This is a genomic window from Lujinxingia vulgaris (genome assembly GCF_007997005.1).
GTDB lineage: Bacteria > Myxococcota_A > Bradymonadia > Bradymonadales > Bradymonadaceae > Lujinxingia.
Map to the genome: position 1 here is coordinate 25,339 of NZ_VOSL01000060.1, position 13,949 is coordinate 39,287.

Sequence of the window (13,949 nt, forward strand, 5' to 3'; positions counted from 1 at the left end):
GGGGCGCAATCTCAGGGCGCGCGCGCCGGTCCTTTTAGTAAAAGTGCCCCACCACCGCAAGCCGGCTCACCGCCAGCGAGACAGGCCCCGACGGCGCAGGTGCTTAACTTTGGCCGCAGCACGCGCTGCGAACGTTCAGGAGACGCGATGGACCCGTCCTACCGCCATGAGATGGCGTATCTGATCCGCGAGGAAAAGCGCCTCGAAGAAGAGCTCGAAACGCTCCGCGAAGAGTTCTCCACCTGGAAGCGCCGCGTCGCCCTGGCCGAAGAGAAGGGCCACCCGGAGCTGGCCGCCCAGGCCACCGAGCGCGTCGATGAGCTGCGCACCCGCGGCCACGCCACCCGCGAAGAGCTGGAACTTATCGCCTCCAAGAAGCGTTTGCTCATCCGTCAGGCGCGCCGCCCCGATGGCGCGGAGGTCGAGCGCGCCGAGGCGATGCTCGAAGAGGTCCGACAGGGCGGGCTCATCGACCCCGACGAAGCCTCACTCGAAGAGGAGTTTCGTCGCCTGGCCCGTGGCGAATCATCCGAAGCACCCCGATCGTCGCAACCCCCGAGCGAGAGCGGCGCGCCGCCCCTCGAAGAAGACGACAACCCCTGATAGAGTGCCGCTCAACGCCCGCCGGTTGCGTAGAAGCGCCGGCCTCAATCCCCATCCGCCAGGAGTTGTGCTGTGGGCGATGGTCCCATTCAGATCCCGACGATCCGCGGCCGCATCGCCGAGCGACTCGCTCGCGCCCCGGCCCGCAACAACGACGACGATCCGCTCAGCTTCCCGGAGTCCCCGGGCGATGTCCTGCTGCGCACCTCCGAGGAGCGCGGCGCCGTTGCCCTGGCCTGCCTGCTGCTCGAGAACCTGCGCGAGCACGGCGCCACCCGCGTCAACTCCCGCGCCCTCGATCAGGTGCTGCGCAAAGTCCTCGACACCTTCGGCCCCAAAGAGGTCATGGACATCGAGGTCGAGGCCTACGAGATCCTCCTGTGGATCGGCAGCGCCATCGACCCCGACTGGAGCCCCGAGCGCACCGAAGATCCCGGTGAGCTCGACCCCACCGCCAGCCGCACCGACCTGGTGCGCTGGGCCATCCACGGCGGTGTCGATCTCGAGATGCACTACTACAGCCGCGGCCGCGGCGAACTCACGCGCCGCCGCATCACGCCCATCAGCCTGGAGGCCGAGACCTACCTCCACGCCTACTGCCACCTGCGCCGCGACGAGCGCGTCTTCCGGCTCAGCCGCATCGGCGACCTGCACCCGGTCGGCGGCTGGCCCGAGAAGCCTCGTCAGAAGCCGCGCAAGTCCAGCGACGAGGCCGGCGGCAAAAAGCAAGACCCGCCTGGCCAGATGAGCCTGCTCGACGAATAACGCCCGCAACCCTTTGATAACTAAGGCATTTCAGCGTGAAGAAGATCCTTAACTTCATCGACGGCGCGTTTGTGGAGCCGGCCCGCGGCGCGTACTTCCCCAACACCAACCCCGCCACCGGCGCCCTCATCGCGGAGGTCGCCGAGGGTGGCGCCGAAGACATCGACCGCGCCGTCGAGGCCGCGCGCCGCGCCTTCAACGGCCCCTGGGGCGCGTTGCCCCTCTCTGAGCGCCTCGACGCCCTCGACCGGGTCGCAAGCGGCATCCTTGCGCGCTTCGACGACTTCCTCAAAGCCGAGATGCTCGACACCGGAAAGCCCGCGAGCTTCGCCCGGCGCATCGACATCCCGCGCGGAGCTGCCAACTTTAAGTTCTTCGCCAACCTGATGCGCACCCAGCACACCGCTGCTTTTGAGACCGAGACGCCCGGCGGCGGCAGCGCGCTCAACTACACGATCCGCCGCCCCCTGGGCGTCGTGGGCGTCATCAGCCCCTGGAACCTCCCACTCTTGCTGCTCACCTGGAAGCTCGCCCCGGCGCTTGCTGCCGGAAACTGCGTGGTGGCCAAACCCAGCGAAGAGACCCCCTCGACCGCCGCGCTCCTCGGCGAGGTCTTCCGCGACGCCGGCGTCCCGCCGGGCGTCTTCAACGTGGTCCACGGCTTCGGGCCGGGCTCGGCCGGCGAGGCCCTCACCCGCCACCCGGACGTCGACGCGATCACGTTTACCGGCGAGTCGCGCACCGGCAGCGCGATTATGGAGGCCTGCGCCCCGCACGTGCGCGACATCTCCTTTGAGCTTGGCGGCAAAAACGCCGCGATCATCTTCGCCGACGCCGACCTTCAGGAGGCCATCGACGGCACCGCCCGCTCCAGCTTCTCCAACACCGGCCAGGTCTGCCTCTGCTCGGAGCGCGTCTACGTCGAGCGCCCCATCTTCGACGCCTTCGTCGAGGGCCTGGCCGCCCGCGCCCGCGGCCTCAAGGTCGGCGACCCCTTCGATGAGGCCACCCAGATGGGTCCACTCATCAGCCACGCCCACCGCGAGAAAGTCTTAAGCTACTTCGAGCTCGCACGAAACGAAGGCGCCACAGTGGTTGCCGGCGGGGGCATCCCCGAGCTAAGCGGCACGCTTGCAAAGGGCGCCTTCGTCGAACCCACCGTCTGGACCGGCCTTGGCCAGAACGCCCGCATCCTGCGCGAAGAGGTCTTCGGCCCGGTCTGCCACGTGATGCCCTTCGACACCGAAGAAGAAGCCATCGCGCTGGCCAATGACTCCGACTACGGACTCTGCGCCGCCCTCTGGACCAACGACGTGCGCCGCGCCCACCGCGTCTCCGCGCGCATGGACGTGGGCCTTGTCTGGGTCAACACCTGGTTTCTGCGCGACCTGCGCACCCCCTTCGGCGGCGTCAAGCTCAGCGGCATCGGGCGCGAGGGCGGCACCCACTCGCTCGACTTCTACACCGAGACAAAAAACATCTGCATCAAACTCTGAGTGACGTCGGACGTTCACCTTCAGGAGCCTCATGACCACCCGCGCCTACACCATCGACGGCCGCGCCCCGGCCCTCGCCCATTACCCGCACGCACGACGCGTGGGGGATCTGATCTTTGTCAGCGGCGTCTCCAGCCGACGCCCCGACAACACCCACGTCGGCGTGCGCATCGACGAGGACGGCACGATTCACCGCGACATCGCCGCGCAAACACAAGCCGTCATCGAGAACATCGGCCGCATCTTAAAGGAAGCCGGCGCCGGACTGGAGCACCTGGTCGACATCACGACCTTCCTCATCGATATGGAGGATTTCGCCGGCTACAACGCCGTCTACAACGAATTTTTCAACGCCGAGACCGGCCCCACCCGCACCACCGTGGCCGTCCACCAGCTTCCCCACCCCAATCTGGCGATCGAGATGAAAGCGGTGGCCTACCTGCCTTTGCTTTCAGACGAAGGATAACGCATCGTCACACCACAACGACACAAACACCATATATATCAACAGGTTAGCACCCAAACGACTTAAGATAGTGCCGCCCCCGACCGGGCGGCATCTTTTTTTCTTGCTCCCGGGAAAACACGATCTGAGCAAAAAATTTTGACCTCAAGGTAATTCGTTCTATACTTCAAGCAGACTGGAAATTTTCCAGTCATAGTGTAATCCACTCCTGGTTCGTGCACCGTCGACGAGCTAGCTCGAAAGCCCTGAAGTCCAGGTAGTATCAGGTGGGCTTTCCCAGGTGGGACGTTTCGTCAGCCCTTGGGAGGTCTTCATGTATCGTTCTTGGCTCCACCGCTTCGTTCCTGCTGTCGGCCCGGCCTCCGGCTCCTCGCCGGTCTCTGTGCCCCGCCACGCCCTTCAACTTAACGGCGCCTACCTGCTGCGCGTGGGGCTCTTAGCCCTGGCCCTGGTGGGGCTGCTCGCGCTCTACTTCGGCGCGCTGATCCTCAGCGTGGCGGCCACTGTCGTGGTCGTAACCCGTGCGATGAGCGGCCCGATTCAGCTCGATGACCTCGTGCTGGGATCGCTGACCGCCCTGCTCCTTCTGCCCCTGGCGCTTGTCCTGCTCAAAGGACTCTTCCACCGCCAGAAGGTCGACCGCTCTGAGTTCATTGAGCTCAGCGCTGAGTCGGAGCCGGAGCTCTTCGCGTTCCTCATCGACCTCTGCCAGCGTGCCGGCGCGCCGCTGCCGCATCGCGTCTACGCCTGCCCGCAGGTCAATGCCGGGGTCTTTTTTGACGCCTCGCTGCTCAACCTGATCTTCCCGGTGCGCAAGAACCTGCTCATCGGTCTGGGGCTCATCAACACCCTTAACCGCACCGAGCTCGAAGCTGTGCTCGCCCACGAGCTGGGGCACTTCTCCCAGCGCTCAATGCGCCTGACGCACTACGTGTACGTCGTCGCCGAGATCCTGCGTCAGCTGGTCGAGGAGCGCGATCCCATTGACCAGGCCCTGGCCCGCTGGCAGACCCGCTGGCACCGCGGCCTGGGTTTGCCCCTTCTGCTCAACACGATCACCACTCTGGTGCGCAGCATCGCTCGCCGGGCCCTGGCGGCGCTGGAGCGTCTCGACGCGTCGGTGAGCCGCCAGATGGAGCTTCACGCCGACCGCGTCGCCGTGCGCCTCACCGGCAGCGACGCGCTGGTGCACGCGCTCAAGCGCGCCGACTGGGCGGATCGCTGCTACGCCCAGACCTGCTACGACCTGGAGCAGGCCTCCCGCGAGGGGTTACGTACCGACGACTTCTTCGTGCACCACGAGGCCCTGATGGGCTCGATGCGCGAGCGTCTGGGCGACGCGACCCTCGGTCAGCCGCCGGCGCTCCCCGATGACCCCGACCACTTTGAGTGGGTCTTCGACCCGGAAGACGCCGGCGAGCGCGCCGACCTCTTCGACTCCCACCCGCCCCACCATGTGCGGGAGGCGCACGCCCGCTACCACTACGTGCGCACCGACTTCGACGAACGCTCGGCCTGGACCCTCTTTGATGATCCGCAGAGCCTGCGCCACGCGCTCACCCGCGGCATCAACGCGGTGGAGTTTGGCGACGCCGCCCCCACCCACCACGCCCCCGAACTTCAAACCTACCTCGACGGCGAACACGCCGAGGTTCTGCTCAACCCGCGCGAAAAGGTCGTCTTCGGGCACCGCTACGTCGAATTCGGTGAATTGGACGAGGTCTTCGACGCTGCCAACGCCGAAGATAGCGATGACGAGGCCATCACCGCCTGGCTTCACGACCTCATCGGTCCCACCCTGGACCAGGCCGCCGAAAGGTTGGCCGCACAGCTCCCGCAGCTCACCGCCCAGCCGGTGGCCGCCCACGGCAACGCGCGCCCGCTGCGCAGCAGCGCCGGCGCCCGCGCCTGTCCTCCGGGAGTCGACTGCGGCCGCGACCCGCAGGCCGAGCAGCGCTGGTTCGCCCAGCTCGACGCCGACCTGATGCACGCCCACCTGGTCATCGCCGCACGCCAGGGCGACGACGCCCTCGACGAGCTTCAGACGCGCTACCGCTTCCACGATCACCTCCAGCGCCTGGCCCGCTGGATGCGCAAGCACAGCCCTTCGCTGGCCCGCGTCACTCACCTGGTGGCCGACGCCGAGCTTGACGACGACGCGATTCAGTGGATCTTCGAGACGCTGGTGGGTACCCACACCACCTTCCATCAGGCGCTCTACGAAGGCCCGCGCATCCCGGCGCTTCACGGCTTTGAGGATGAAGACAGCCTCGGTGAGCGTTTGCTCGACACCCCGCTGGTCGACGCCTCGCCACTGATGCGTGGCGAGCTCAACCACCGGTGGCTCAACCGCTACACCGCCCAGTGGCAGGAGGCCAGCGAGCGCCTAGACCACCTGCGACGCAAGAGCCTGGGCGCGATGCTGGCCCACCAGCGTGAGCTTGTCGAGCGCTGGGAGGCGCGCCAGCCTTGAACTTCTTTGCCGATCGAACCCATCTATGCCCGTACGTATCAAAGCCAGCTGGATCTGGACGGCTTGCGCCCTGCTGATCCTCCTCTCGATTGTTCTGCCGCAGGTCGACATGTCGATTCAGCATGAGAGCCCCCGCGCTGAAGCCAACTTCGACCCTTTTGATCCGGCCATCATCGCGCTGGAATCGCATCTCGCACAACAGCGCGTCGGCGACTGGGAGCCCGACCAGGTGCGCGCGCAGCTCCCGCTGCTTCAGGCTCGGGCGCTGGCGCGCATCGGTCCCATGACCCCCGTGGAGATGGAGCGCGTCGCTGCGCTGATTGACGAGTACGCCCCGCAGATCGCCTCCCAGCCGGAGGGCTCCGCCGAGGCGCTGCGCGCCCACCGCGATCACCTCATCGCCGAGAGCCTCCCACGTCTCAACGCCGACGCCATCCGCGACGCGCTCGAGAAGACCCGCCAGAGCGTCGAAGGCGCGATCTCCTCCTCGGAGACCGCGCCCTCGACCGGAACTTAACCCAATACTTTCAAGACCTTAGCTCAACCCTTGAGCGAGGGCGCCGCCTTCAGGATAGCCGCCCCGGCCTGGTCAGCATACTGCTCGAAGTTCGTCTCGAAGAGACCCACGAGTTTGCGCGCCGTGGCTTCAAAGGCGTCGGCATCAGCCCAGGTCTTGCGGGGCACGAGCACCTCAGAGGGAACTCCCGCAACCTCGGTGACCACATCGACCTTAAAGAGCGGATCGCTCACCGTCGGAGCATCGGCCAGCTCCCCGGAGTTGATGGCGTCGATGATCGCGCGGGTGTACTTGAGCTTCATGCGATGGCCCGTGCCGTACGCCCCGCCGGTCCAGCCGGTGTTGACCAGCCAGGCTTTGGCGCCGTGCTGGCGCATCTTCTCGGCCAGAAGCTCGGCGTAGCGCATCGGATGCCACACCAGGAACGCCGCGCCGAAGCACGCCGAGAAGGTCGCCTTGGGCTCGGTCACGCCCATCTCGGTGCCCGCCACCTTCGCGGTGTACCCGCTGATGAAGTGGTACATCGCCGCCTCCGGGGTAAGTCGACTCACCGGCGGCAAGACCCCGTAGGCGTCACAGGTCAAAAAGATGATGTTGTTAGGATGCCCGCCCACGCACGGGATCTGCGCCCCGGGCACGTACTCAATCGGGTACGAGGTGCGGGTGTTCTCGGTGATCGCGTTATCGTGGAAGTCCACCTCGCGGGTGTCCTTGTCGTAACCCACGTTCTCCAGCACCGAGCCGTAGCGGATCGCGTCGTAGATGATCGGCTCCTGCTCTTTCGACAGGTCGATCGTCTTGGCGTAGCAGCCCCCCTCAATGTTGAAGACGCCCTTTTCCGTCCAGCAATGCTCATCGTCGCCGATCAGCGCGCGATGCGGGTCGGTGGAGAGCGTCGTCTTGCCCGTGCCCGAGAGCCCGAAGAAGAGCGAGACATCCCCCTTCTCGTTGCTCTGGTTGGCCGAGCAGTGCATCGAGAGCACGCCTTTTTTAGGCATCAGGTAATGCATGATCGTGAAGACGCCCTTCTTCATCTCCCCGGCGTAGTCGGTGCCCAGGATCACGAACTCGCCACGATCGAAGTTCAGCGCCACGCTGGTCTTCGAGGTCACCGACTTCACGCGCTGCGGATCAGCCGCGCTGCTCCCGGCGTTGAAGATCACATAATCGGGCTCCCCGTAGCTCTCCAGCTCCTCGGCCGTGGGACGAATCAGCATGTTGTGCATAAAGAGCGAGTGGTAGGCCCGCGCGCACACAATGCGCACCTTAAGCTGATGCTCCTTATCCCAACCGGCAAAACCGTCGATCACGTAGAGCACCGGGCGGTCATTGAGATAGTCAATGGCCGTCTGGCGGTTCTGCATGAACTCGTCGGGTTCCATGGCGATGTTGATATCACCCCACCAGATGTCGTCCTGGCTGGAGGGCTCGCGCACCACCCGCTTGTCTTTGGGGCTGCGTCCGGTCTTCTCGCCGGAGAAGGCGATCAGCGCGCCGCTTGAGGCGATCGCTGCCCCCGGATCGTTGAGAATCGCCATCTCGTAGAGGCGAGCCACGCTGGGGTTACGCAACACCTCGGGGCCGTCGATGCCGTACCCTTTCAAGTCGACCTTGCTCATAAAGTCACCTTTGAGTTCTGCATACCTTTTGAGAAACATCTCACCCACACCCTGTCACCGCCAGGCGGCGGCTGGCCGCACACTAATCACCGCCCCCCGCGCCGGTCAAGTAAGCCCCCCGGGCTTAACTTTCCTTAATCTGAGGTCTCCTCGTCGGGGGCCTCCACCCCGTACTTCTCCAGCTTGTAGTAGAGCGCGCTGGACTTAATCCCCAACAGGCGCGCCGTCTCCGCTTTGACCCCCTGGGCCTTCTCCAGCGCGGCCACAATCAACGAGCGCTCCAGCGCTTCGAGCACCTCCGGTAGACTCGAGGCCTCGACCGCGCTCAGGTCCATGCCCTCTGCCATCTGTGTTCCGCCCCCTAACGCCGGCGGCAGATCCTCCACCCCGATCGACTCCCCGCGTGCAAAGACCAGGGCATGTTCGATCACATTCTCCAGCTCCCGCACATTGCCCGGCCACTCATAACGCGTGAGCAGCGCCATCGCGTCCTCGCCAATACGACGGGCCTGAGAGCGGGTGCGCTCGGCCAACTTCTCCACGAAATGCCGCGCCAGCGCCGGAACATCTTCGCGACGCTCTCGCAAAGGCGGCAGCTCCACCGGAATGATGTGCAGCCGGTAAAAAAGATCTTCGCGAAAACTCCCCTTCGCCACCTCTTCGCGCAGATCGCGGTGCGTCGCGGTGACCACGCGCACATCGGCTTTAAGCGTCTCTTCGCCGCCCACCCGCTCAAACTCCCGCTCCTGAAGAACGCGCAAGAGCTTCAGCTGTGTGGCGGGCTGAATGTCGCCAATCTCATCGAGAAAAATCGTCCCCCCTTCAGCAAGTTCAAACCGTCCGAGCCGACGTTTATGCGCGCCGGTAAACGCGCCCTTCTCATGACCGAAGAGCTCGCTCTCCAACAGCCCCTCGGCCAGGGCCGAGCAGTTCACCTTCACAAAAGGCCCGCTGGCGCGCGGGCTGGCCTTATGAATCGCCCGCGCCACAAGCTCTTTGCCCGTCCCCGACTCCCCGTGGATGTACACGGTGCTCTCACTGCCGGCCACGCGTCGCACCCGCTCCAGAATGGTGGCCATGGCCTGAGAGTCACCCACGATCGCTTCATCGAAGCTGCCGGCGACGTCCTCGCGCAGGATCGCGTTCTCCTCGATAAGCCTCTCGGCGCGCGCCCGCTCCGCGCCCACCTCCAGCGCGCGGCTGACCTTGGCCCGCAAGAGCTCCGGAGGAAAAGGTTTGGGCAAAAAGTCGAACGCCCCGGCCTGCATCGCCTCCACAGCCGTCTCAATGCTGCCAAAGGCGGTGATCATGATCACCATCGCCTCCGGCCGCGCCTCACGAACCCTGGCGAGCACCTGCATGCCATCGACCTCATCCATCTTCAGGTCGGTGATCACAAGGTCGGGGCGCGCCTCCTTAAAGCTCTGCAATCCCTGGCGGCCCCCCTCGGCTGCAAGCGCTGTATGCCCCATGCGCGTGAGCACCTGCACGATGCCCTCGCGCAATGTCTCATTGTCTTCAACGACCAACACCTTTGCCATACGCTTGCTCCCGGACACCTTGATACGTCGACCAGCGGATCCTCTTAACCCAACCACCCTTCGGGCACAGCCTTCGCCCGGGGCACCTCGGGCAGCGCTGCGTCGAAGGGCCAGCTTAACACCACGCAGGTGCCTCGCCCGGGCTCACTCTCGATATGCAGGCTGCCGCCGTGCTCCTCCAGGATCTGGCGCGTCAGCGCCAGCCCCAGACCGCTGCCCTTCTCCCGGGTGGTGAAGAAGGGCGTGCTCAGTTCTGCCAACTTCTCCGGCGCGATTCCAGCCCCCCGGTCCAGCACCTCAACCCGGCACATGCCATCGCGTGCCGCCACCACCACCCGCACGCACTCACCGGGCGGGCTGGCCTGGTAGGCGTTGCGCACCACGTTGAGGATCGCGCGCCGCAAGCGGCTGACATCTCCCGTCCACGCCACCCCCTCAGCCCCCTCGACCTTGAGCGCACACCCCACCTCGGCCATCTCGCCACGCAAGAGATCGTCGATCGCAGCGAGCACCCCGGAGGCCTCAAAGCGCTCCGGCACAAGCTCGGTCGGGCGCGCGTAGGCCAGGAAGTCGGTCACCACCCGCTCCAGATAGTTGAGCTCCCGGGCGATCTTCTCGACCATCACGACCTGCTCATCATCTCCCCCTTCGCGCAGCTCTTCGTGCAAGAGCCCGCAGAACAACTTCATCCCTCCCAGCGGGTTACGCACCTCATGGGCGATGCCGGCGAGCATCATCTGCATGCGTTCATCGCGCGCAACAACCGACTGGCGCATCTCCTCAAACGCCCCCATCAAGAAGGCGATCTCCTCCGGCCCGGCCGCCGGCTGCTCCGCACTGACCAGCGGGCGCTTCATCTCGCCCTGCGCCACGCGCTCGACCCCACGAACCAGCCGCCGCACCGGCCGAAGAAGCGCCGCCGCAAAAAGCACCGCGACCACCCCGACCACCGCCACGCCAACTGCCCCCAGCGCCATCAGCGCCCCACCGAAGTCTCCCAGAAGCTCAAAATGGGTGGCGCTGGCGATGACCACAATCATCGCCACCGGCGTCTCATCGAGCCACACCGGCACAAACGCCTTCTTATGGCGCTGGCCATCGTCGGTGCGATACATCGGGCTTGTGCGCGGCTGCCCGTCTTCAAAACTTCGCGCGATCTCGATCCGATCCGCCTCCAACGAGAAGACAGGCTGCCCAAAGCTAACCGCCACATCCGTATCGACCAGGCTCTTTAAGTCCGCATCGACGATCATCACCCGGCGCGCGTCGGTGGCCTCTCGCGTCGCCTCCAGCCGCTCGCTCAGGCGCGCGCGCACACGCTCCATGGAGGCGTCCATGCGCGCGAGCTGGGCGGCGTCGATGCCCTCACTGAGCTCCGCGCTCAGCGCGCCCCCGATCGCGCTTAAGCGCCGGCCCACCTCCTCTTCCAGACCGCGCTGCGCGCTCTCCCAGGCCAGCGCGATCATCGCCACGATGATCAGGGTGGTGGGCACCACAAAGGCCGCGATCATCTGCGCGCGCAATGAAGCTCGAACTCTCACGGATCTTTACTCGCGTTGAGGGGCAGGGCCGGAAGACCGCCTGATTGACACCTTTCTTGCGCCAACGCTATCCTCGCCACGCCCCGAAGATCAATCGCCAGCACGACCTGAGGACCCATGAACGACGCGGAGAACAAGCCTTCGGCTGGCGAGCAGCCACCCGAAGAGACGCGTGTCTCCGCTGAGGGCGCCTCATCGACGCCCACGCCGGAGGATGCCCCCTCGGACGCACCACGGGTGCCCGCCCCCCGAAAGACCATGCAGGGCATGGGCGCGCTGCGCACACCCTCAAGCCCCGGCTCAGGGCTCTCCCTCTCGGAGCGTCTCAAAAAACTCAGCGTACCCGCCGAGACCGCTCAGCCGAGCGATGCCGACGCCGACGTCGACACCGACTCGCCGAAGTCCAATCCGGCCGACGCCCTGACTGCCGCCCCCGAAGACGACGCCCCGACCACCATCGAGATGCTCCCGGAGGACCTCGATGACGATCTCGAGAACGGCGTGGCACCCGAAGAGCGTGATGCAGAAGAGCGGGACGCATCGGATGCGCACACAGACGCGTCGCGCCCCTCCTCCGGGCGCGCCACCATGCTCAGTCACGCCATCGGGCCCACCGGCATCCCGGCCGAAGATGCCTCCGACAGCGCCGACATTCAGACCTCCGCCCCGAACCTCGAGGAGGTCTCCCGGCCGGAAACAGCGCGTGCCTCCTCGCTGAGTGAGTCCACTCACCCCGAACCTCCCGAAGAGCTCACCGTCGAAGAACCCTTCGTTGGCGAGGCCACCGAGATCGCGCCCGGGCTGGCCGACGCCCTGCCCGATGGCGATCTTCAGCCCGAACGCACCGAGATCTCACCGGGACTTCGTGGCGAGGCACCCGCCGGCGATCTTCAGCCCGAGCGCACCGAGATTGCCCGCAGTGTCTTCGACACCGCCAGTGAGGCACCGCCCCCGGTCGACCGCAGCAGCATCTCCATGGAGCTCGCCGCTGCCGCCGACTCCGGCGCCTTTGAGGCCACCCAGATTTCGTCGGTCGAAGACCTCGCCCGCGGCGATCGCGCCCGGGCTGGCGTCGATGCCCCTGCCACGACGCCGGCACCGGGCACCGATGACTTCGCCGCCCAGGCCACCGAGGTCTTCTCCAGCCCCTTTGAGGCCGACCCGGTCTGCCCGCGCATCTCCACGCTGAGCGGCCCCACCGTCGGGCAGGAGTTTCTGGTCAACCGCATCCGCAGCACCGTCGGCCGTGGTACCGACAACTCCATCGTGGTGCCCGACCTCTCGATGAGCCGCAAACACTTCGAGATCATTCAGCAGCACGACGACAGCTTCATGGTCCGCGACCTGATGTCGATCAACGGCACCGCCCTCAACGGGGTCAAAGTCCGCGAGGCCGATCTCTTTCACGGCGACCGCATTGAAGCCGGGCAGACCACCTTTCAATTTGTGATTCCCGGCGATCGCCCCACCGAGAGTCGGCAGCGGCGGCTGATCCCGGCCGCCTCTACCCAGACGGCCACCGCGCTGAAGCAGGGCCAGCTGGGCGCGGCGCCCTCCTCCGCTGCGCCGCGCCGCCTCGATCGCATGTTGATGGGCGTGACCATCGGCGCAGCCCTGCTCTGCCTGCCGCTGATCGGGCTCATCGTGCACCTGGCCCTCTCCCCCGAGGCCTCCGAAAACGCTTCCGAAGCGGCCCTGGCCATCCACGACAGCGACGCCCGCGCGCTCTACCTGGAAGGGGTGGAGGCCATCAAGAGCAGGGAGTGGGAGCGGGCCGAGGAGCTTTTCAAAAAAGCAGCTGCCGCCGACCCGGAGTTCGGCGAAGTCGACGCTCAGCTTGAGCGCATCGCCATGGAGCGGCGCGCCCGCGACATCGTCGAGCGCGCTCGCCAGCGAGTCGACGCCATCAATGCGCCGCTCCTGGCCGAGCTCGGCGCCATCTCGCGCGAGAGCGTCTATCACAGCGAGGCCCAATCGTTGATTCGGCTGGCGCGGCAGGGCGAGGTTCACGGGATTTTTGAGCGCGCCCAGCGCTCCTTTGAAGCGGAAGAGTGGGAGGCCAGCCGCGAGGCCGTCGACGATCTTCTCAGCATCTCGCCGCAGCATGAGGGCGCGCGCCGCCTCCTCGAAGATCTCGACGCGGTGGCCGCCCGACAGCTTGAAGAGCGTCAGGCCGAAGAGGCCCGCCAGCGCGAGCTCGCCAGCCGCACTCGCCGGCCTTCGGCCCGCCCCTCCAGCGAACGTGAGAAGCCTGAGCTCGACAACCCCTTCGCCGAGTTGCCCTCCTCGGGCGGTGCGGAATCAACCGGCGGATCCCGAGATTCGACGGGATCTTCTGCGGGCTCCATCAACTTCACGGAGGGCTTCAACCTCTACCGCGACGAGAACTTCGACGGGGCCATCGCGCACTTCGAGTCCATCCGACAGGCCTCCAGCGGCGCCATTGGCGAGCGAGCTGCGCGCACCGCCGACGATGTGCGCACCTTCCGCCAGAGTTTGCAGCAGGGACGCCAGGCGCTGGAGGCCGGCGAGTTTGAACGCGCGCTTACCCTGATCCAGAGCGCCCGCAAAGCCGACGCCTCCATCGCCGGCGGCCGCGGCTACTTCGAGCAGCAGACCTCCACGGCCATGGCCCACGCGCTCGCTGGCCAGGGCCTGGCGGCCCTGGCCTCCGACAGCTACGCTCGCGCCTACTCCCTTCTGACCCGCGCCCAGGCCCTCTCCCGAAGCGATCCCACCACGCGCCGGCTGGCCCTGGCGCTGGAAGACGAGGCCAACAGCCTCTACATCCTGGCCGCCGGCCAGCGCGCCTCCGACCCGGGCGCTGCCGCCGAGCTCTGCCGCACCATCCTCACGATGGTGCCTCCCTCCAGCGACAACCACCGCCGCGCTCGCCAGATGCTCGAAGAGCTCCCCTGACCCCGGGAC

At 66.2% G+C, this 13,949-nt stretch carries 10 protein-coding genes; 7 read left to right on the forward strand and 3 right to left on the reverse strand.

Features of this window, described 5'->3' with window-relative positions; translation table 11 throughout:
• The first annotated feature begins 147 nt into the window (after positions 1 to 147).
• The 6 genes from FRC96_RS15655 to FRC96_RS15680 all read left to right on the forward strand — a co-directional run bounded on the left by FRC96_RS15655 (position 148) and on the right by FRC96_RS15680 (position 6,320).
• Positions 148 to 603, forward strand: a complete 456-nt coding sequence (locus FRC96_RS15655; protein ID WP_146975802.1) for a hypothetical protein — start codon at positions 148 to 150, stop codon at positions 601 to 603.
• Positions 604 to 675: 72 nt separating this feature from the next.
• A complete protein-coding gene (locus FRC96_RS15660; protein ID WP_146975803.1) occupies positions 676 to 1,368 on the forward strand; it encodes a WYL domain-containing protein in 693 nt (230 codons plus the stop codon).
• A gap of 35 nt (positions 1,369 to 1,403) precedes the next feature.
• Complete coding sequence (locus FRC96_RS15665; protein WP_146975805.1) at positions 1,404 to 2,864, forward strand: 2-hydroxymuconic semialdehyde dehydrogenase; 1,461 nt, start codon at positions 1,404 to 1,406, stop codon at positions 2,862 to 2,864.
• 31 nt (positions 2,865 to 2,895) lie between these two features.
• The gene (locus tag FRC96_RS15670) at positions 2,896 to 3,330 is read left to right on the forward strand and encodes a RidA family protein (RefSeq protein ID WP_146975807.1); all 435 of its coding nucleotides are present in this window, start codon (positions 2,896 to 2,898) and stop codon (positions 3,328 to 3,330) included.
• 313 nt (positions 3,331 to 3,643) lie between these two features.
• A complete protein-coding gene (locus FRC96_RS15675; protein WP_146975809.1) occupies positions 3,644 to 5,803 on the forward strand; it encodes a M48 family metallopeptidase in 2,160 nt (719 codons plus the stop codon).
• A gap of 25 nt (positions 5,804 to 5,828) precedes the next feature.
• A complete protein-coding gene (locus FRC96_RS15680) occupies positions 5,829 to 6,320 on the forward strand; it encodes a carbon-phosphorus lyase complex subunit PhnI (RefSeq protein WP_146975811.1) in 492 nt (163 codons plus the stop codon).
• A gap of 23 nt (positions 6,321 to 6,343) precedes the next feature.
• Here FRC96_RS15680 and pckA read toward each other — a convergent pair whose 3' ends face one another.
• The 3 genes from pckA to FRC96_RS15695 all read right to left on the reverse strand — a co-directional run bounded on the left by pckA (position 6,344) and on the right by FRC96_RS15695 (position 11,021).
• A complete protein-coding gene (gene pckA / locus FRC96_RS15685) occupies positions 6,344 to 7,939 on the reverse strand; it encodes a phosphoenolpyruvate carboxykinase (ATP) (protein ID WP_146975812.1) in 1,596 nt (531 codons plus the stop codon).
• 134 nt (positions 7,940 to 8,073) lie between these two features.
• On the reverse strand, positions 8,074 to 9,480 hold the full coding sequence (locus tag FRC96_RS15690) for a sigma-54-dependent transcriptional regulator (RefSeq protein ID WP_146975814.1): 1,407 nt from the start codon (positions 9,478 to 9,480) through the stop codon (positions 8,074 to 8,076).
• A 44-nt stretch (positions 9,481 to 9,524) separates the two neighbouring features.
• Positions 9,525 to 11,021: a sensor histidine kinase gene (locus tag FRC96_RS15695; RefSeq protein ID WP_146975816.1), complete on the reverse strand. Its 1,497-nt coding sequence runs from the start codon at positions 11,019 to 11,021 to the stop codon at positions 9,525 to 9,527.
• Positions 11,022 to 11,138: 117 nt separating this feature from the next.
• On the opposite strand from FRC96_RS15695, the gene FRC96_RS15700 reads away from it, so the two are divergent.
• Positions 11,139 to 13,940, forward strand: coding sequence for an FHA domain-containing protein (locus FRC96_RS15700; RefSeq protein ID WP_146975818.1), 2,802 nt, complete (start codon positions 11,139 to 11,141; stop codon positions 13,938 to 13,940).
• Positions 13,941 to 13,949 lie beyond the last annotated feature (9 nt).